Origin of the sequence: Nitrospirillum pindoramense (assembly GCF_007827955.1) — a bacterium.
GTDB lineage: Bacteria > Pseudomonadota > Alphaproteobacteria > Azospirillales > Azospirillaceae > Nitrospirillum > Nitrospirillum amazonense_B.
Genome location: NZ_VITR01000001.1, coordinates 32,502 through 51,545, shown reverse-complemented (window position 1 = coordinate 51,545; position 19,044 = coordinate 32,502). Strand labels below are relative to the sequence as shown.

Annotated in this window: 14 protein-coding genes; 6 read left to right on the top strand and 8 right to left on the bottom strand. The window is 67.2% G+C overall.

What is annotated here, in order from left to right:
- Positions 1-6: 6 nt before the first annotated feature.
- The 3 genes from accC (at position 7) to aat (ending at position 4,897) form a co-directional block, all read left to right on the top strand.
- Positions 7-1,365 carry an acetyl-CoA carboxylase biotin carboxylase subunit gene (gene accC, locus FBZ90_RS00215; RefSeq protein ID WP_145728858.1) on the top strand — a complete coding sequence of 453 codons (1,359 nt, stop codon included), beginning with the start codon at positions 7-9 and terminating at the stop codon, positions 1,363-1,365.
- A 164-nt stretch (positions 1,366-1,529) separates the two neighbouring features.
- Positions 1,530-4,232, top strand: coding sequence for a DUF2339 domain-containing protein (locus FBZ90_RS00210; RefSeq protein WP_145728856.1), 2,703 nt, complete (start codon positions 1,530-1,532; stop codon positions 4,230-4,232).
- Positions 4,232-4,897 (top strand): leucyl/phenylalanyl-tRNA--protein transferase, encoded by a 666-nt coding sequence (aat, locus tag FBZ90_RS00205; protein ID WP_145728854.1) that lies wholly within the window; start codon positions 4,232-4,234, stop codon positions 4,895-4,897. The genes FBZ90_RS00210 and aat overlap by 1 nt, the downstream gene beginning before the upstream one ends.
- Here aat and FBZ90_RS28195 read toward each other — a convergent pair.
- The 3 genes from FBZ90_RS28195 to FBZ90_RS00190 form a co-directional block, all read right to left on the bottom strand.
- Entirely contained in the window at positions 4,816-5,523 is a 708-nt protein-coding gene (locus FBZ90_RS28195; RefSeq protein ID WP_246130068.1) for a DUF2155 domain-containing protein, read from the bottom strand. The genes aat and FBZ90_RS28195 overlap by 82 nt on opposite strands.
- Complete coding sequence (gene mlaD / locus FBZ90_RS00195) at positions 5,520-6,080, bottom strand: outer membrane lipid asymmetry maintenance protein MlaD (protein ID WP_145728852.1); 561 nt, start codon at positions 6,078-6,080, stop codon at positions 5,520-5,522. The genes FBZ90_RS28195 and mlaD overlap by 4 nt, the downstream gene beginning before the upstream one ends.
- A 212-nt stretch (positions 6,081-6,292) precedes the next feature.
- A complete protein-coding gene (locus tag FBZ90_RS00190; protein ID WP_145728849.1) occupies positions 6,293-6,682 on the bottom strand; it encodes an NADH:ubiquinone oxidoreductase subunit NDUFA12 in 390 nt (129 codons plus the stop codon).
- A gap of 353 nt (positions 6,683-7,035) precedes the next feature.
- On the opposite strand from FBZ90_RS00190, the gene FBZ90_RS00185 reads away from it, so the two are divergent.
- Positions 7,036-9,621, top strand: a complete 2,586-nt coding sequence (locus FBZ90_RS00185) for a sensor domain-containing protein (RefSeq protein WP_145728847.1) — start codon at positions 7,036-7,038, stop codon at positions 9,619-9,621.
- 32 nt (positions 9,622-9,653) lie between these two features.
- Here FBZ90_RS00185 and FBZ90_RS00180 read toward each other — a convergent pair whose 3' ends face one another.
- Positions 9,654-10,805: a lysylphosphatidylglycerol synthase domain-containing protein gene (locus FBZ90_RS00180; protein WP_246130067.1), complete on the bottom strand. Its 1,152-nt coding sequence runs from the start codon at positions 10,803-10,805 to the stop codon at positions 9,654-9,656.
- Between the two features lie 503 nt (positions 10,806-11,308).
- On the opposite strand from FBZ90_RS00180, the gene FBZ90_RS00175 reads away from it, so the two are divergent.
- Both FBZ90_RS00175 and FBZ90_RS00170 read left to right on the top strand, forming a co-directional pair.
- Positions 11,309-15,061: a vitamin B12-dependent ribonucleotide reductase gene (locus FBZ90_RS00175; RefSeq protein ID WP_145728844.1), complete on the top strand. Its 3,753-nt coding sequence runs from the start codon at positions 11,309-11,311 to the stop codon at positions 15,059-15,061.
- A 147-nt stretch (positions 15,062-15,208) separates the two neighbouring features.
- A complete protein-coding gene (locus tag FBZ90_RS00170) occupies positions 15,209-16,144 on the top strand; it encodes a toll/interleukin-1 receptor domain-containing protein (protein ID WP_145728842.1) in 936 nt (311 codons plus the stop codon).
- A 356-nt stretch (positions 16,145-16,500) separates the two neighbouring features.
- On the opposite strand, the gene FBZ90_RS00165 is transcribed toward FBZ90_RS00170, so the two are convergent.
- The 4 genes from FBZ90_RS00165 to FBZ90_RS00150 form a co-directional block, all read right to left on the bottom strand.
- Positions 16,501-16,764, bottom strand: a complete 264-nt coding sequence (locus tag FBZ90_RS00165; RefSeq protein ID WP_246130066.1) for a hypothetical protein — start codon at positions 16,762-16,764, stop codon at positions 16,501-16,503.
- A 62-nt stretch (positions 16,765-16,826) separates the two neighbouring features.
- A complete protein-coding gene (locus FBZ90_RS00160; protein ID WP_145728840.1) occupies positions 16,827-17,300 on the bottom strand; it encodes a hypothetical protein in 474 nt (157 codons plus the stop codon).
- A gap of 87 nt (positions 17,301-17,387) precedes the next feature.
- Positions 17,388-17,852 carry a hypothetical protein gene (locus FBZ90_RS00155; protein ID WP_145728834.1) on the bottom strand — a complete coding sequence of 155 codons (465 nt, stop codon included), beginning with the start codon at positions 17,850-17,852 and terminating at the stop codon, positions 17,388-17,390.
- Between the two features lie 154 nt (positions 17,853-18,006).
- Entirely contained in the window at positions 18,007-18,927 is a 921-nt protein-coding gene (locus FBZ90_RS00150) for a LysR family transcriptional regulator (RefSeq protein ID WP_145728832.1), read from the bottom strand.
- Between the last annotated feature and the right edge of the window lie 117 nt (positions 18,928-19,044).

Genomic DNA, 19,044 nt, shown 5'->3' with positions numbered 1-19,044 from the left:
TTGACCATGGGCGGCCTATTCGAGAAGGTCCTGATCGCCAATCGCGGCGAGATCGCGCTTCGCATCCACCGCGCCTGTCGCGAGATGGGTATCCACACCGTGGCGGTGCATTCCACCGCCGACGCCGACGCCATGCATGTCCGCCTGGCGGATGAGAGCGTGTGCATCGGCCCGCCCTCGGCCAAGGAAAGCTACCTGAACATCCCGGCCATCCTGTCGGCGGCGGCGATCACCGGAGCGGACGCCATCCATCCCGGCATCGGCTTCATGGCGGAAAACGCCCAGTTCGCCCAGATGGTGGAGGAACACGGCTTCGCCTGGATCGGCCCGTCGCCGGAACACATCCGCATCATGGGCGACAAGGTCACGGCCAAGCGCACCGTGATGGACCTGGGCCTGCCGGTCGTTCCCGGCTCCGACGGCCCGGTGGAAACGGTCGAGGCCGCCCTGGTCAACGCCGCCCGCATCGGCTACCCCGTGCTGATCAAGGCCGCCGCCGGCGGTGGCGGCAAGGGCATGAAGGTGGCCTGGAGCGAGGGTGAACTGGCCGAGGCGTACCAGTTGGCCCGGGGCGAGGCGCGCGCCGCCTTCGGCAACGACCAAGTCTACATGGAAAAGTACCTGGCCAAGCCGCGCCACATCGAAATCCAGCTGCTGGGCGACCACCACGGCACCGTGGTGCATTTCGGTGAGCGCGACTGCTCCATCCAGCGCCGCCACCAGAAGGTGGTGGAAGAAGCGCCGTCGCCGGCGCTGAACGCGGAAGAGCGGGCCTTCATCGGCAACCTGGCGGCCAAGACGGCGGCGGCCTTCGGCTATCGCGGCGTCGGCACGATGGAGTTCCTGTACGAGAACGGGCAGTTCTACTTCATCGAGATGAACACCCGCCTGCAGATCGAGCACACCATCACCGAGATGGTCACGGGCATCGACCTTGTGCGGGAACAGATCCGCGTGGCCACCGGCGCGCCGCTGGGCTATGGCCAGAACGACATCAAGTTCAACGGCCATTCCATCGAATGCCGCGTGAACGCCGAGAACCCGGTGACCTTCACCCCCAGCCCCGGCAAGATCGACGGCTATCACGCCCCGGGCGGCCTGGGTGTTCGGGTGGATAGCGCGCTGTACGACGGTTATCGCGTGCCCCCCCACTACGACAGCATGATCGCCAAGCTGATCGTCCACGGGAACAGCCGTAACGAGTGCCTGATGCGCCTGCGCCGCGCCATCGAGGAATTCGTCATCGGCGGTATCGACACCACCCTGCCGCTGCACCAGCGCATCATCGCCCAGCCGGACTTCATCAACGGCGACTATGACATCCGCTGGCTGGAGGAATGGATGAAGAACCAGCCCGCCGGCTGATCCTTCCTAATCCACAGACACGTGACCCAGGCCCGGGATCGACGGATGGTCGGCCCCGGGCCTGTCGTTTTTCCAGCCCCGCGACCGGCCCGGAGCGATAGCCACTGCACGGCCGCGGGAAATGCACTACCTTTCCTGTCGCTCCGCGTGATCCTGGGACCGGCATGGCCTTTCTTGTCTTCATCGCCCTGATGGTGGCCCTGTGGGCCCTGATCCATGCCGACAAAGCGAACCGCCGGGTGGCGAACCTGAACGCCCGGCTGGACGTATTGACCCGGCGGTTGGCCGACCTGCAGGGCAGCCCCCCCCAGCCCCAGAGCGTCGGGGCGCCGGTGGCGACGGCCCCGCCAACGCTCTCCGAGCCCCTCCCCGCGCCGGTGCCGCCGCCTGTGGCGGATACGCCCTCCCCCCGTCCCATCCCCAAGCCCATCCCCAAGCCCATCCCCAAGCCCGTCCCCACCCCGTCGCCCTCCCTTGGGCCGCCCTCCCTTCCGCCACCGTCCCTGGAGCAGGCGCTGGGCACGCGCTGGCTGGTCTGGCTGGGCGCCATCGCCGTGGCCCTGGCGGGCGTGTTCCTAGCCAAGTATGCCGTGGACCTGGGTCTGCTGGGCCCCGCCGTGCGCCTGACCCTGGGCGGCCTGTTCGGCGCCGGGCTGGTGGTGGCGGGCGACGTCCTGCGCCGACGCACCGCCAGCGCCGCAGAGATGGATGGAAGGGGCGGGCACCCGTCGTTCCAGGCCGCCTCCATTCCCGCCGCCTTGACCGCGGCCGGCTTGGCCATCGCCTTCGCCTGCGTCTATGCCGCCCACGCCCTGCACGGCCTGATCGGGCCTGGCACCACATTCGCCGGCCTGGCCGTTCTGACCGGGGCGGCGTTCCTGCTCGCCTTGCGCCACGGGGGTGGCGAGGGCCTGTCCGCCGGCGCCTTCATCGCCCTGCTGGGCTTGGGCGGCGGCTTGGCCGTGCCGGCCCTGGTTCCCAGCGACCACCCCTCGGCCTGGGCCTTGTTCGGCTACCTGGCGCTGCTGAACACCGCCACCCTGGCGGTGGGATGGCGGCTGCCGGCTCCCTGGCTGGGGTTGCCGGTGCTGGCGGGGGCCGCCCTGTGGGTCGTGACCGCCACGGCCCATGGATCGGACGCCGTCCCCATCGCCGTGTTCCTGGTGGCCCTGTCGGGCGCGGGGATGGGGTTCGCGCTGACGGGCCTGCGCCACCGCCGGTCGGATGTCACCGACGCCTGGATCGCCATAGCCCTGGGCGGCGTGCCCCTGCTATTGGATTGGCTGTTGCTGGTGGGAAGCGACTATGCCGTCGCCGGCGTGGCCGCGCTGGCCATCCTGACCCTGCTAGCGGTGACGGCCGCGCGGTGGCCTTCCCCGCACACCCGCGTGATGACGGCGTTGGCGCCCATCGCCGCCGCCATCGCCACCCTGGCGCTGTCGCAGGGCTTTACCGTGCGCGCGGCCGACCTGCCTTATGGGGCGCAGCTGGCGGTGGCCCTGGGCTTTGGCCTGGGGTTGGCCGCGGCTGGCCTGCGTGCGCTGGCCATGCCCCCCGCCATCACCGGCACCCGGCCGCGGGCCTGGGCCTGGAGCGCGGCCCTACCGATGACAGCCCTGGCCTGGGCCGGCTGGGCCTTCGACCCCTCCAACACAGTGCCCGACGTCGCCTGGGCGTTGGCCGGCATCGTGCTGGCGGGCGGCGCGGCCTTGGCCGCGCGATGGACGGCGCGAACCGAGGGCGCGGCGGACGCCTTCGTCATCGCCTCGCTGGCGCTGGTCAGCCTGGCGCTGGCCGCCCTGTTGCATACCTCCTGGCTGACAGCGGCGCTGTCGCTGCTGATCCCGGCGGTGGCGTTGATTGAAAGCCGCACGGCGGTGGCGGGGCTGGCCGTCGCGCTGCGACGGGCGGCGGCGCTGCTGGCCATCGTGGTGGCGGGCCGCCTGATGCTGAATCCCTGGGTGCTGGATTATCCGCTGAACGGCACCTCCCCCCTCAATTGGCTGGTGTGGGGCTGCGGCGTCCCGGCCCTGGCGTGCGCGGGTGGCGCCTGGCTGCTGCGCCGACGCCGCGATGACCGTCCGGCGCGCGGCCTCGCCATCGCCGCCCTGGTTCTGGGCCTGCTGTTCGCATGCCTGGAAATCCAGGCGATGCAGGGTGGCCGCCTGGACAGCGACCCGTTCGCCCTGCTGCCCACCAGCCTGCGCACGGCGCTGTTCCTGGTGACGGCCCTGGTCCTGGCCGGCCGGCCGGGCCACCCCGGCCCCGCCCACCCCGTGGCGCGGTGGGGGGCGCGTATCCTGGTGCGCCTGGCGACAGTACAGGTGGTGGTGGTGCAGTTGGGTATCCTGAACCCCCTGTGGGCGGACGAACCGGTGGGGTCCTGGCCGGTGGTCAACCTGCTGCTGCTGATCTATGCCCTGCCGGCCCTGCTGTTCGGCCTGGTGGCCTGGGGCCAGACACCCGGGCCGGGTCGGCGCGTCCTGGTGACCCTGGTGCTGGTCCTGACCTTCACCTGCATCTCGCTGGAGGTGCGCCAGGCCTTCCATGGCAGCATCCTGACCCTGTGGGCCCACGGCGGCGGGCGGTCGGATGCGGAATGGTACAGCTATTCCGCCGCCTGGCTGGCCTTCGCTCTGGTGTTGCTGGCGGCGGGGGTGAAAACCCGCCGGGCGGATGTGCGCTACGCCTCGCTGGCGGTGCTGCTGGTGACGGTGTTGAAGGTCTTCTTGTCCGACATGGCGGACCTGACCGGCCTGCTGCGCATCCTGTCCTTCCTGGGCCTGGGCCTGTGCCTCATGGGCATCGGTTACGTCTACCAGCGGGTGGTGTTCATAGCCGCCCGTCCGCCCGAGGGGACCGCCTGATGCGCCTGACACCGGAACTGCTGGTCCGCGCCTATACCCTGGGGGTCTTCCCCATGGCGGAATCGGCGGAGGATGACGAGATCTTCTGGTTCGACCCGCCGGAGCGGGGGATCCTGCCGCTGGATGGGTTCCATGCCCCGCGGCGCCTTATGCGCACCGTGCGCCAGGGGCGTTTCCAGGTCAGTGTCGACACCGATTTCGCCGGGGTGATGCGCGCCTGCGGCGAATCCACCACCGACCGGCCGGACACCTGGATCAACGCTCAGATCCTGGAGGCCTATGTCGCGCTGCATCGCGAAGGCCACGCCCATTCCGTGGAATGCCGGCGCGAGGGCCGGCTGGTGGGCGGCCTGTATGGTGTTTCCATCGGTGGCGCGTTCTTCGGCGAAAGCATGTTCTCGCGCGAGACCGACGCCAGCAAAGTGGCGCTGGTCCATCTGGTGGCCCGCCTGCGCGCCGGGGGTTATCGCCTGCTGGACACCCAGTTCGTCACCACCCACCTGGCGCAATTCGGCGCGGTGGAAATTCCCCGCGTCCAATATCGGGCGCTGCTGGCCCGGGCCTTATCCCAACCAGCGCGGTTTCACTGTGATTTGCCGGAGGGCAGCTTGGACGACGGCGCCTTGGTCGCCGGATTCCTGCAGTCCACCACCCAGACGTCGTAGACCGGGTCCTCCATCGCCGACAGGGCGGGGCTGGACGCGAACATCCAGCCAGTGAAGACCTTCGCCGCCGGATCGTCAGGCTTGGCCTCCACGATATCCAGGAAGGCGGCCGATTCAGGTTCCTCGATGGGGGTGGTCTTGCGGCAAGCGCGGGCCGCCACCGTCAGCTGGCCGAAGCGGCCGGTCTGCCCCACCGGAATCTCGACGGTGGAGACGCGGCCGGTGACCTTGTCCAGGCCGCCCAGGACGGCGACCTTCATATCCTCGAACGTGCGCGGTACGGCCGGCTGCGCGGGCAGCGGGGGCAATGGCGTGACGGGCGAGGCCCCTTCGGCCCCGCCACCCGCGGCGGTGCCCTGGGCGCCCTCCGCCGGCTGCTGGTCCTGTTGCTGCCCGGCCGCGTTGGGTCCGCTCACCGGCTGGCTGGTGGGCGGCTGCTCCTCCGGCGCCTGGTCGACGGTCTTCTTCACCTCGGATGGCGAAGCGCCCGGTGCGGCCGCGGCTGGCGACGCAGGCGGAACCGGCGGCGCACCGGCAGGAATGGTCGGAGTGCTCTGGGCCCAGGCGCCGGCGGTGGCGGCCACCGCCAGGCAGGAAGCCGCCAGCAGCAGACGCCGCAGGCTCATTTGCCGCCGCCGTTCAGCAGCCCCTTGGACGGGTCGGCCTTGGGTTGCTGGGCAGGGGGTTGCTGGGCGGCGGGCTGTTGGCCCTGGCTGGCGTCACCGCCCTTGTTGGCATTGCTGCCACCGGCGCTGAAGATGAAGCGGCCGAGCAGATCTTCCAGGTTCACGGCGGACTGGGTGTACTGGATGCGGCCACCGGGCTTCAGCATCTCTTCCTCGCCACCGGGCTGCAGGTTCAGGTACTTGCCGCCCAGCAGGCTTTCGGAGGCGATGCCGGCGCTGGTGTCCTCGGGCAGCTTCACCTGGCTGTCGATCTGCATCTCGATAACCGCCTGGTAGGTCTTGGGATCCAGGTAGGCCTTGGTGACCGACCCGACCTTCACGCCGCTGATGCGGACGTCGTTGCCGGCAGTGAGGCCACCGGTGCTGGCGAACCGGGCCTGCAGCGCATAACCGGAAACGGCGCGCACATTGGCCGTGGTGTAGGCGAAATAGAGGAAGAACGCCGCCACCACCAGGACGACGGCCCCCAGCACGGTCTCGATCACATTGCTGCGCATTGGCTTCCTCTGGAAAACCCTAGAAATAGGACAAGCCTGGCTTGGCGCAAGGCCCCGGGGTCGATTGGACGGCGCCCATGACCCAACGTCGGCCGCAGGAGGACGATACGCCCCTGCCCAGCCCTGTCGTTAGCCTGTCACGCGGGCCGCCCTTCAGCACCGTCGCGCTGACGGCAAACGGCTGCGGACCGGGCACCCCCGTTTGGGACCGCTTACGCGGGCGTCCAGGGCTCGTAATCACCGGTGGCGGAGGCGCGGTGACCGCCCTCGTAGGTGTGCCCCGGCGGACGGTAGGCGGTGGTGGTGCCGGTGGCGTTCGGCTCATGCGCCTTCACCCACGGCTTATGGTAGGCGCTGTTTTCCGGCAGCGGCTGTTCCATGGAGTAGTGCAGCCAGCCATGCCATTCCGGCGGCACGGCCGACGCCTCGGGCTCACCCGCGAACAGCACCCAGCGGCGCACCTTCATGCCCGGCCGCGCCTTCTTTTCCCGGAAATAACGGTTGCCGAACCGATCGGTGCCAACCAGTTCCCCCCGCCGCGAAATCAGCAGGCGGATCGACAGTTGGGACAGCCAGGTCAGGATGGAGATGCGTTGGGTCATGAGCCGAAACCAGGAAAGTGTGCCAGGGACGGTATGGATGGGGGCCAAGCGCCTGGCAGCGGGCCCCCGAAACGAACCGGCCGGACTATGGCAGTTTCAGCCCCCCGCGTCCATACGCAGAGGGGGGCCGCCGACGCCGGCCGGGGCATGGCTGCCTCCGAACCCGCTTGGACGGCCACTCGGGTGGCGACGCCGCGGTCTGTCCGACCAACGATGCGGCCAGCTATGCGGCCAGCTATGCGGAAGGATAGCGGCCAGGGGCGGTAACCCTTTCGAAAGACTTGGACGTCTTGATGGCAACCGTGGGGCCGAGGGGGCCAACGGCAATGCAACTGGACGACATGGAATAAGGAATGGACGTGGTGGACGGCCTGGGCATAACCGCGCGGCATGCGGTGGGGATGGCGGCGGCGCTGTCGCGACCATCGGCGATGCCGCGGCCCACCCTATCCGGTACCGTCGCATTAGATGACTCTCTTCTGCTGGCCGCGCTGGACGCTGTTTCCCAAGGCGTCGTGATCGCGGGGCCGGATTGCCTGATCCGGTACTGCAACACCGCCTTCACCGCCATGACTGGCCATGAGATGGCCGCCGTCCTGGGCCGTGGGTGCGACCTGCTGTGCGGGCCGGACACGGACCCCGCCACCCTGGCCGCCATCCGCGACTGCGTCAGCCAGGGCATCCCCTTCCATGGTGAGGTGCTGAACTACGGCAAGGACGGCCATCCCTTCTGGAACGAGCTGACCGTCACCCCGACATTGGATTCGCGGGGTGCCCTGAGCCATTTCATCAGCATCCACCGTGACATCACCGCCCGCAAGGCGGCGGAAACCGCCCTGCGCGAGGCGGCCCAGCGCCACCGCTTCCTGCTGGATCATGTGCTGGCCGGCGTCATGGTCCGCGCCGCCGACACGCGGCTGTGCTACGCCAACGCCGCCGCCTGCCGCATGCTGGGCCTGAGCGAGGATGCCATCCTGGGCAGCTATGAGCCCGATCCGCGCTGGAGCTTCGTACGGGAGGATGGCAGCCCGGTGCCCGCCGACGAACTGCCGGGCAGCCTGGCGCTGCAGGGCCGCATGGATGCCAACAACATGCTGCTGGGCCTGAGGCGGCGCGGGGATTCGTCCACCACCTGGCTGATGTGCAACGCCTATCCCGTGCTGGACGACAACGGCCAGCCGGTGGAGGCGGTCATCAGCTTCACCGACGTGACCGACCTGAAGAAGGTCCAGCAGTCGCTGGAAAAGTCAGAGGAACGGTTGCGCCTGGTGCTGCGGGGGTCGCAGGACGCACCCTGGGATTGGGACCTGACCAGCAACCTGCTCTACTACTCCCCCCGCTGGTGGGAGATGATCGGTTACGAGGTGGGCGAGCTGTGCCGGGACCCCAGCCCTTGGCAGGACCTGACCCACCCCGACGATTGGGAACCCGCCCGGGCGATTTTCCACGCCGCGCTCAAAAGCGGGCAGGAAAGCTATGAGATGGAATTCCGCCTGCGCCACAAGGACGGCCACTACGTCCCGGTGCTGTCGCGCGGCTTCATCCTGCGCGATGCCGATGGCCAGGCCGTGCGCGTCTCCGGCACCAACACCAACCTGACGGAGCGCCGGCAGGCGGAGCAGCGCATCCACCACCTGGCCTATTATGATTCCCTGACCGAGGTGCCCAACCGCAGCCTGCTGCTGGAACATCTCCGCCGCTCCCTGCTGTCGGGAAGACGCCGGGCGTCCCAGGGCGCGCTGCTGTTCATCGACCTGGACCATTTCAAGGTGGTGAACGACGCCCTGGGCCACGACCAGGGCGACGAACTGCTGCGCCAGGTGGCCGCCCGGCTGCGCGCCTGCGTGCGGGACACCGACATGGTGGCGCGCCTGGGCGGGGACGAGTTCGTCGTGATGCTGGAAGGGCTGGGCCGCACGGCTGACGACGCCGCCCTGGCGGCCAAGGCGGTGGGCGGCAAAATCTTGGCCGCCTTCGATACCCCCTTCGTGCTGGGCGCGGACAGCCACCGGGCCACCCCCAGCGTGGGCGTGGCCTTGTTCGGCGCCGAAACCAAAAGCGCGGACTGCCTCATCAAGCAGGCGGACCTGGCCATGGGCGCGGCCAAGGCCGGCGGCGGCAACGCGCTGCGCTTTTTCGATGCCGGCATGCAACTGGCCGTGGATGGCCGCCTGGCCCTGGAAAAGGATCTGCGCGAGGGGCTGGAGCGCGGGCAGATGGCCATACGCCTTCAGCCCCAAGTGGACCAGGCCGGCACGGTCGTGGGCGCGGAGGTCCTGCTGCGCTGGGAGCATCCGGAGCGCGGCCTGGTCTCCCCGGCGGACTTCGTCCCCCTGGCCGAGTCCACGGGCCTGATCCTGCCGCTGGGCAAATGGGTGTTGAAGGAGGCGTGCGCGACCCTGCGCCGCTGGGCCCACGACCCGATTCTGTCGCGGCTGTCCCTGTCGGTCAATGTCAGCGCCCGCCAGTTCCACGAGTCGGACTTCGACAGCCAGGTCCTGGAGATCCTGGCCGCCACCGGCGCCAATCCCTGCCGGCTGAAGCTGGAACTGACGGAAAGCCTGCTGGCCCACGACATCGGGGACATCATCGCCAAGATGGCGCGCCTGAAGGAGCGCGGCGTGCGACTGTCACTGGACGATTTCGGCACCGGCTATTCGTCGCTGGGCTATCTTCAGCGCCTGCCGCTGAACGAACTAAAGATCGACCGCATGTTCGTCCGCGACGTGCTGTCCAACCCCAACGACGCCAACATCGCCCGCATCATCCTGTCGCTGGCCCACAATCTGGGCCTGTCGGTGATCGCCGAAGGGGTCGAGACGGCGGGGCAGCGCGATTTCCTGCAAGCCAACGGCTGCCGCTTCTACCAGGGCTACCTGTTCGGCCGCCCTGTCCCGGTCGCGGCGTTCGAGGACGGCTTGCGGCGCCGGTCGGCCTGACCGCTGGCCGCCCGTTGGCCGCCCGCGGGGCGCTACCGCCCGCGCCGGGCCCGCCAGCGGCGCCAGGCGGCCACGGGGCCATGGTCGGCGCGGATTTCCCAGACCAGCAGCAGCAGGCCGGCCAGGACCAGCGGCAGCACGTAATAAAGGAAGCGGTAGGCCAGCAGGGCGCCGATGGCGCCGCCGGCGGGGCCGTGATCCCGCAGGCCCAGCAGCAGGATGGTCTCGAACACGCCCAGGCCGCCCGGCACATGGCTGACGATGGCGATGGCCAGGCCGGCGCAGAACAGGGCCGTGAACTCCATGAAGCCCACGCTGGACTCCGCCGGCAGCAGGGTCCACAGCGCCGCCGCCGACAGCAGGATTTCCAGCGACGCGATGACGATCTGCGACAGCATCACGCCGGAGGACGGCAGGGCGACGGACCACCGCCACAGCCGCATGGGCTTGTGCGTTACGGCCGCCGCCACCGTCATGGCGCCCAGCCCCGCCAGCACCAGGCCGGCCACCCCCTGCAGCAGCCAGGCGGGCACGTTCAGCATGCCGGCCCCCACCTCCGGCCCGATGGCCACGCCCAGCGCGCCGGTGAAGGTGATGCCCAGCGTGAAGGTCGTGGTGGAGAACACGACGATCTTGGCGATGTCCGCCGCTGACAGGCCCGCCACCGAATAGACACGATAGCGCACCGACCCGCCGCTGATGACGGCGAAGCCCACATTGTTGGAAATGGCGTAGCCGGCGAAGCTGCCCAGGCCCACGGTGCGGTAGGGCAGCTTGATGCCCAGGTATTTCAGGGCAGAGACGTCATAGAGCGTCATAACCATGTAGGCGCCGGCCACCAGGCCCGCCGCCTGCGCCACCCGCGCCCAAGGCAGAAGCTGGACATAGGCCCAGACCTCCGCCGGGCGGAAGTCCCGCGCCACATGGCGCACGGCCAGCACGACCAGCCCCAGCAGCACCAGGGCGGTGACCAGGGTGGTCAGGCGCTTGATCCAATTGGGCCGGTGTGTCGCGGGTTGTGTGGGGTCCCCATCCGCCGCCCTGTCCCCCATCGCCGTTTCACCGCCCCCCCTGTCGCCTGCCCCCGTCCCACCCACCGGCGGGCGCGCCGCCGGGTCGATGACCACCGGATGATGATATGTCGGGCGATTGGGGCGCTGGTCTGGGCTGCGCTCAGGGGACATTCGGGACGGGGATTCTCGGGACTGAAGAAAAGTAGGCGCCGGAATACCGCCGGCGCGGGCGAGGGGGCACCCTGCCATCTTCCTCCCGGGTTGAAAACCCAAAAGCGCAGAGAGGGCCGGGCAGCGGCGGCCCGGACGCCGCCCCTGGCCCGGTGGTCGCCCAGCCACATTTTTCAGCCGACGAAAAGGGGCCCGCCGGAACGGTGAGAGGCCCGGGTTTGCTGGAGAATCGCCCCCTACCCGAAGAGTCAACCACAACCCGTATGCACCTGCCCGTTTGGCACCACAAAATGTCGTTGATGGTCGAAACATGGTGGCATACGCTTCCCCGACATACAGCATCTTGGGGTGCTGTCGCGGCGCGGAGCACCAGGGACCAACCCAGGTTTTGGGGTGGTTTTGCCTGTTTCCACGGCCATCCTCCGGGCAACGATTCCGGACGAGGCCCGCCCCCGCGACACCCACCCCGTCATCGCGGCATTTCATTCAGGGGTCGGGGCACCATGCGCATCGAAAGACGGTTCACGGTCGACGGTCGGGACGCTTACGAGGGGATCGCCTTCCGCACGGCGACCAGCGAGATCCGCAACCCCGACGGCTCGGTGGTTTTCCAGGCCAAGGACATCCAGGTGCCGGCGGATTGGAGCCAGGTGGCCTGTGACATCCTGGCCCAGAAGTATTTCCGCCGCGCCGGCGTGCCCGCCCGCCTGAAGACGGTGGAGGAGAACGACGTCCCGTCCTTCCTGTGGCGCCACGTGGCCGACCAGGACGCGCTAGCCGCCCTGCCGGAAAAGGAACGGGTGGGGGGCGAGACCTCCGCCCGCCAGGTGTTCGACCGCCTGGCCGGCACCTGGGCCTATTGGGGCTGGAAGGGCGGCTACTTCGACAGCGAGGCCGACGCCAGCGCCTATTTCGATGAGATGCGCCACATGCTGGCCCGCCAGATGGCAGCGCCCAACAGCCCGCAGTGGTTCAACACCGGCCTGCACTGGGCCTATGGCATCGACGGCCCCGCCCAGGGCCACCACTACGTCGACTTCAAGACCGGCGAGTTGGTGGCCAGCAAGTCGGCCTATGAGCATCCGCAGCCGCATGCCTGCTTCATCCAGTCCGTCGCCGACGACCTGGTGAACGAGGGCGGCATCATGGACCTGTGGGTGCGCGAGGCCCGCCTGTTCAAGTACGGCTCCGGCACCGGTTCCAACTTCTCCCGCCTGCGCGGCGATGGCGAGCGGCTGGCCGGCGGCGGCAAGTCCTCCGGCCTGATGAGCTTCCTGAAGATCGGCGACCGCGCCGCCGGGGCCATCAAGTCGGGCGGCACCACCCGCCGCGCCGCCAAGATGGTGACGGTGGACCTGGACCACCCGGACATCGAGGCCTACATCGACTGGAAGGTGGTGGAGGAGCAGAAGGTCTGCGCCCTGGTGGCGGGCTCCAAGCTGGCCAACAAGCACCTGAACGCCATCATGGCGGCGGCGACGGAGGGCATGGGCCCGGATGCCGAGCGGCTGGACCCCACCAAGAACAAGGCGCTGAAGCGGGCCATCATCGAGGCCCGCAAGTCCATGATCCCGGAAAACTACATCCAGCGGGTCATCCAGTTCGCCGGCCAGGGCTATACGGAGATGGAGTTCCAGACCTATGACACGGACTGGGACTCCAGCGCCTACCTGACCGTTTCCGGCCAGAACTCCAACAACTCCGTCCGCGTGCCCGACGCCTTCATCCGCGCGGTGCAGGAGGATGCCGACTGGAACCTGATCCGCCGCACCGACGGCAAGGTGGCCAAGACGCTGAAGGCCCGCGACCTGTGGGACAAGATCGGCCATGCCGCCTGGCAGTCGGCCGACCCCGGCGTGCAGTACGACACCACCATCAACGACTGGCACACCTGCCCCGAGTCCGGCCGCATCAACGCGTCCAACCCTTGCTCGGAATACATGTTCCTGGACGACACCGCCTGCAACCTGGCGTCCCTGAACCTCATGGAGTTCCGCCGGGCCGACGGTTCGTTCGACACGGACGCCTTCAGCCACGCCTGCCGGCTGTGGACGGTGGCGCTGGAAATCTCCGTGCTCATGGCGCAGTTCCCCTCCAAGGAGATCGCGCGCCTGTCGTACGAGTACCGCACCCTGGGCCTGGGCTTCGCCAACCTCGGCGGCCTGCTGATGGCGGCGGGCATCCCCTATGACAGCGCCGAGGGCCGGGCCATCTGCGGCGCCATCAGCGCCGTCATGACCGGCGTCGCCTATGCCACCTCCGCCGAGATGGCGGGGGAACTGGGGCCCTTCCCCGGCTACGCCCCCAACGCCACCGCCATGCTGCGCGTCATCCGCAACCACCGCCGCGCCGCCTATGGCGCCGGGGAAGGTTACGAGGGCCTGTCGGTTACCCCGGTGCCGCTGGATGCCGAGGATTGCCCCGACCAGCGGCTGATCGTGGCCGCCCGCCGCGCCTGGGACGAGGCGTTGGAACTGGGCCAGAAGCACGGCTACCGCAACGCCCAGGCCACCGTGGTCGCCCCCACCGGCACCATCGGCCTGGTCATGGACTGCGACACCACCGGCATCGAGCCGGACTTCGCCCTGGTGAAGTTCAAGAAGCTGGCCGGCGGCGGCTATTTCAAGATCATCAACCGCGTGGTGCCGGAGGCGCTGTCGCGCCTGGGCTATTCCGCCACGGACGTGGCCCGCATCGAGCGTTACGCCGTGGGCCACGGCACCCTGAAGGGCGCGCCGGGCGTGAACCATGAGACGCTGGCGGCCAAGGGCTTCGGCCCGGAACAGCTGGAGAAGCTGGAAGCCGGCCTGGCCAACGCCTTCGACATCAAGTTCGCCTTCAACAAGTGGACGCTGGGCGCCGACTTCCTGACCGGGGCTCTGGGCGTGCCGGCGCACAAGCTGGAGGAGTTTGGCTTCGACCTCCTCTCCCACCTGGGCTTCACCAAGGCGGAGATCGAGGCGGCCAACGTCCACTGCTGCGGCGCCATGACCCTGGAGGGCGCACCCGGCCTGAAGGCCGAGCACCTGCCCGTGTTCGATTGCGCCAGCCCGTGCGGGAAGATCGGCACACGCTATCTGTCGGCGGAAAGCCACATCCGCATGATGGCGGCCTCGCAGCCCTTCATCTCCGGCGCCATCTCCAAGACCATCAACATGCCCAACCACGCCACGGTGGAGGCGTGCAAGGACGCCTACATGCTGTCGTGGAGCCTGGGCCTGAAGGCCAACGCGCTCTACCGCGACGGCAGCAAGCTGTCCCAGCCGCTGAACGCCCAGGTGCTGGAGGAGGATGAGGAGGAAGACGTCGCCGAAACCACGCTGGAGCGCGTGCTGGAGGCCCCGGCCGCCGCGCGCGTCGAGGTGGTGACGGAGCGCATCGTGGAAAAGGTGGTGGAGAAGGTGGTGCGCGCCCAGCGCGAGCGTCTGCCCCACCGCCGCAAGGGCTACACCCAGAAGGCCATGGTGGGCGGCCACAAGGTTTATCTGCGCACCGGCGAGTATGAGGACGGCAAGCTGGGCGAAATCTTCATCGACATGCACAAGGAGGGCGCCGCCTTCCGCTCGCTGATGAACAACTTCGCCATCGCCATCAGCCTGGGCCTACAGTACGGCGTGCCGCTGGAGGAGTATGTGGAGGCCTTCACCTTCACCCGCTTCGAGCCCGCCGGCATGGTGCAGGGCAACGACGCCATCAAGATGGCGACGTCCATCCTGGACTATGTGTTCCGTGAGCTGGCCATCAGCTATCTGTCGCGCACGGACCTCGCCCACGCCACGCCGGAGGACATTCTGCCCGACACCATGGGCGGCGGCGTGAAGCAGAGCGACCTGCCGCCGCACGCGGCCGAGGTGGCGGAGGAAACGCTGAACGCCGTGGCGCGCATCACCTCCACCGGCTATGTCCGCAACAACCTGCCCAACCTGCGGGTCCTGCCCGGCGGCCAGGCCGGCCGCGCCGTCGCCGCCTTCCAGACGGCCACCGCGACCGCCAGCGTGGAAACCCACGTCGCCACCGGCACCCACGGCGCTCCCCAGGCCTACTCCACCCTGACCCGCGCGGAAAAGGTGGTGACCAGCACCAGCTACGGCGGCGCCGTTTCCGGCGGCAGCGACGCCCGCTGGGAAAAGGTCAAGGAAGCCCGCGCCAAAGGCTACGAAGGCGACCCCTGCCCTGAGTGCCAGAACATGACCCTGGTGCGGAATGGGACGTGCCTTAAGTGCGACACCTGCGGCAGCACGACGGGGTGCAGTTGAGGGGGGTGCCGTCCATCAAGTGAATCAAACGCCCATTCAAACGGCTCGCCCTTCGGGTCGAGCCGGCTGGCGGTTTGATAGCTCCGGCGGCTTTGAAAAGATCGCCCTCAGGGTTTCAGCTTCATCCCAGCGAATTTCGGGGGAAAAATGAAGGCTTTTATTAGCTGGAGTGGTGAGCGCAGTCATGCGCTCGGCCAGGCATTGTATGATTGGTTGCCCATGGTTCTCCAGTCCATAGAACCATGGCTATCCCAATCCGACATTGATGCAGGTGAACGGTGGGCAAATCAGGTTGGGAAAGAACTAGAGGCTTGTAATTTTGGAATAATTTGCATAACGCGGGAAAATATCTCGTCCCCTTGGATTTTGTTTGAGGCAGGAGCCTTGGCAAAATCCATGCAGGAAGGCCGGGTTGTCCCTCTATTACTCGACATTGAGTTCAAAGATATCGCCGGCCCACTTGCGCAGTTTCAAGCTAAGAAGGTCGAAAAATCTGGCATATTTGATGTAGTGACTTCTATTAATAAATTTTCAGACGGAAAGCTATCGGATACCCACCTGAACCGTCAGTTTGAAGCACTATGGCCGACTTTCGAGAAATCTGTTGAGCAGTTCCCCAAAAACCCTCCACATGCTCAGAAAACTAGACCGCAGCATGAGATACTGGAGGAACTCGTTTCCAGCATCCGTGGCCTAGATATGCGTTTCCGCGAGAGCCAAGAGGAAACGCCGCGAGTTCGCCGCCGCAGGACTCGCTTTCATCCGGTGGTGTTGCGCGACCTACTACATTCTAGCGATTTTGGCCCAAGTGACCCCATCCAATTCCTGCTTCTTGCTAGCTTTATAAAGGAGGAATTTCCTTGGATGCATGAGCTTGGCGTTGAAGCATACAGAGAGGCAACTCATACCTCGAACAAAGATACTGCACGGCGTCGTTTCTTTGCAGCCATAAAAATGTTGCACAACATGCCCTTCGTGGAAAATTACAGCGAAAAAGAAACATACATTTTCATGCGGGAATTTGAGCGTTTTATTTCAGATCTCAACTTCGATGGTCTTCTAGCACCGATTTCAAAAAAATAATTTCAATAGAGATACGGAGAAACTGTAGGAAAGACATCCGGTATATTTGATATATGGATAATATCTCCCTCCCGCCCCTACTCCTGATGAAAGAGGAAGACGACGAAGCCCGCGCCGCGACATGATCCGCGTGGTCGTCGACACCAGCGTTTTCCTAAGCGTATTCGCCACGCCTGGGCGAACATCCACCCTGCGGCTGAATAGGCGGCGGGTTGCGCCGCCCCCCCTGACATTGAAAGAAACCTACGCGGAACTGGCCGCCAAACTTGCGGCGTCACAGTTCGCCCTGGGGTTTGGCACCAAAGCGAACCGTCAAACCAGGATTCCGACGCTTCGGAAAAGCCATCAGCGATTTTTCACAACCCACCGCCGACCACCGAGCCGTCCTTGCGGCGGGAGAGCTGCACCTGGCCGTCCACGCATTTCACGTAGGTCGTCTTGCCGGGCGTCAGGCCGTCGCAGATGATCACCAGAGCGCGCGGCAGGGCGCCGAACTCCTTGGAGCCGCGCACGCCGGCGTTATAGGTGTCGAGGTAGGTCTTCAGCGCCGTCTTGCGGACGGGCTGGCCGTTCTGGTCGATCATGGACGGTACGGGCTCCCCAAAAGCATCCTGGATCATCGCCCGAAGGACGCCTGCGCCGCCAGCGCCATTTCAGGCCGGCCACGTGCAGCCGTCCGCCTTCAGGGCAGGGGCAGGCAATCCGGGTTCAGCTTGTTGGCCGTCTTGCCGGTGTAAAGCTGGCCGCCCTTGAACGAGACGGCGCCGGTGAAGCTGCCGCTTTTCCACAGGGGCTGGCAACTGGTGGTGCTGAGGATGAACAGCTTGCGGGCGCCGCCGGCGGAGGTGGTCACCAGCAGGTGCTGGCCGTCGCTGTACAGCGTGCCCTCGATGGGGGCCACGGCGGCGTCGGCGGTGCAGGTGGTGCCGTCCTGGCCGGTGATGGTCAGGGGGCCTTTCCAGGACGTGCCCGCCCCGTCGGCGGCGGGCCCCAGGTCCAGGGTCAGGACATCGGCGCGGACCTTGCCGGACGCCGGTTCCACCGGCTGGTAGGGGCAGACGACGGGCAGATGGCGCTGGGGGGCGGCCTGGGCCACGGCGGGCGGAATCAGCGCCGCCGCGGCGGCGAGGGCCAAACCTTTGGAGAAGATCGTCATGGGCGAAGCAATCCTTGGATGAGCCTGTCCTTGGTAAAGATCATTTTCCGCGCCGCGCGAAAACACTCCCCCTGTTGCGGTAGCCCTTTAGGAGGTAGCGGCTGAGGGAATGCAAAGCGCCCCCAGCTTATGCGTCCTGGTGCCCAGGCGCAGAGCCTGAGGCGTCAGGCTCACCTCCCCCGAGAATGGGGAGCTTTTCCATAAGATCCGGCAATTGTTGATGTCCAAGAAGTGAACCCTCCGCTCGCCGCCCGAGTAGGTGGAGACAATGACGCGCTGGCCATCACTGAATAAGGGGCGCTCCACCAAACTGACATCGGGGTCAGCTGTGCAGGATGACCCGTCCGCATGGGTGAACACCACGGGCCCTTGCCAGGCCTGCGGGTTCACGGTGTCGTCTGCCATCCCCAAATCCATGGTGGCGGATCCCACCAGGATTTTGCCCACGCCAGGCTCAAGCGTCTGGTACGCACAGGCTTGGGCCAGCGCCGTGGACGTCGCCACTACGGTTGGGACGATGACGGCGAGGGTCAGGGTGGGAAGCGCTTTCATGGTGCTCAATGGCCGATATGAGGTGGGATGGGCGCATGGTTCGCCGCGTTCCCGTCCCGTTCCCCCGTGTACGGGCTTCCGGGTATAGGGCCCCCATGCACAGGGAAGTGGAGCGGCCTTTTGCCCCCGCAACTGCCCTGAATGGTTATTTCCCTCACGCGATGGGCCGCACGTTGGGCAGGAATTCCCGCCCCCGGTCCACCAGGAAGGCCTTGACCGCCGCCGCCGCCGGCGCCAGGCGCTTGTCCGACCGCTTGGCCACGAACCACTGGCGCACGATGGGCAGGCCCTCCACGTCAAGCGGCGCCAGGCGGCCGCTTTCCAGTTCGGCGGCGATGGTGTGGGCGGAGATGAAGGAGAGGCCGAGGCCGGCCATCACCGCCTGCTTCACCGTCTCATTGCTGCCCACCTCCATGCTGATGGGCGGGTGCAGGTCGGCCTGGGCGAAGAACCATTCCATCAGCATGCGGGTGCCGGACCCGACCTCGCGCACCAGGAAGGTTTCGTGCGCGAATTCCTCCAGCCTCAGTTGGCGGCGGCCCACCAGCGGGTGGTGGGGTGGGGCGATCATGATGTGGGGATGGTCGCCGAGGGCGTGCATGTCGACGGCGAGGTCGCGGGGCGGGCGGCCCATGATGGCGATGTCGATGCTGTCCGCCTTCAGCGCCGCGATGATCTCCTCCCGGTTGCCCACCATGAGCGACAATTCGATCTGCGGGTATTCGCCGTGGAAGGCGCCCAGGGCGTAGGGCGCGAAATACTTGGCGGTGCTGACCACCCCCACCGCCACCCGGCCGCCGGACAGGTTGCGCAGCGCCTCCATGGTGGCGGCGCAATTGTTCAGTTCCGCCTCGATGCGGATGACCGTCTCGATCACCTCCCGCCCCGCGTCGGTGGGCTTGAACCGTTCCCCCAGCCGGTCCAGCAGGGGGACGCCCAGCAGATCCTCCAGCGCCTGCACCTGCATGGTGACGGCCGGCGGCGTGACGTGCAGGCGCTTGGCCGCCGCCGTCACCGACCCGGTTTGCGCCACCGCTGCCAGGGCGCGCAGCTGCTTCAGCGTCACATTGCGCATGTCCCGCCCCTCACTTTCAGAAATTCTGAACGGAAAGCTAAGTTTATTCGAATTTTCTTACGCTGCAATCGTCCGCACACTCCCTCTCAAGAACGACGCCGGCCAACAACAAGACGG

What these genes read in the sequence shown, in the direction of transcription:
- accC (WP_145728858.1), top strand. Translation starts at nt 7, where the DNA reads ATGGGCGGCCTATTCGAGAAGGTCCTGATCGCCAATCGCGGCGAGATC.
- FBZ90_RS00210 (WP_145728856.1), top strand. Translation starts at nt 1,530, where the DNA reads ATGGCCTTTCTTGTCTTCATCGCCCTGATGGTGGCCCTGTGGGCCCTG.
- aat (WP_145728854.1), top strand. Translation starts at nt 4,232, where the DNA reads ATGCGCCTGACACCGGAACTGCTGGTCCGCGCCTATACCCTGGGGGTC.
- FBZ90_RS28195 (WP_246130068.1), bottom strand. Translation starts at nt 5,523, where the DNA reads ATGAGCCTGCGGCGTCTGCTGCTGGCGGCTTCCTGCCTGGCGGTGGCC.
- mlaD (WP_145728852.1), bottom strand. Translation starts at nt 6,080, where the DNA reads ATGCGCAGCAATGTGATCGAGACCGTGCTGGGGGCCGTCGTCCTGGTG.
- FBZ90_RS00190 (WP_145728849.1), bottom strand. Translation starts at nt 6,682, where the DNA reads ATGACCCAACGCATCTCCATCCTGACCTGGCTGTCCCAACTGTCGATC.
- FBZ90_RS00185 (WP_145728847.1), top strand. Translation starts at nt 7,036, where the DNA reads ATGGACGTGGTGGACGGCCTGGGCATAACCGCGCGGCATGCGGTGGGG.
- FBZ90_RS00180 (WP_246130067.1), bottom strand. Translation starts at nt 10,805, where the DNA reads ATGTCCCCTGAGCGCAGCCCAGACCAGCGCCCCAATCGCCCGACATAT.
- FBZ90_RS00175 (WP_145728844.1), top strand. Translation starts at nt 11,309, where the DNA reads ATGCGCATCGAAAGACGGTTCACGGTCGACGGTCGGGACGCTTACGAG.
- FBZ90_RS00170 (WP_145728842.1), top strand. Translation starts at nt 15,209, where the DNA reads ATGAAGGCTTTTATTAGCTGGAGTGGTGAGCGCAGTCATGCGCTCGGC.
- FBZ90_RS00165 (WP_246130066.1), bottom strand. Translation starts at nt 16,764, where the DNA reads ATGATCCAGGATGCTTTTGGGGAGCCCGTACCGTCCATGATCGACCAG.
- FBZ90_RS00160 (WP_145728840.1), bottom strand. Translation starts at nt 17,300, where the DNA reads ATGACGATCTTCTCCAAAGGTTTGGCCCTCGCCGCCGCGGCGGCGCTG.
- FBZ90_RS00155 (WP_145728834.1), bottom strand. Translation starts at nt 17,852, where the DNA reads ATGAAAGCGCTTCCCACCCTGACCCTCGCCGTCATCGTCCCAACCGTA.
- FBZ90_RS00150 (WP_145728832.1), bottom strand. Translation starts at nt 18,927, where the DNA reads ATGCGCAATGTGACGCTGAAGCAGCTGCGCGCCCTGGCAGCGGTGGCG.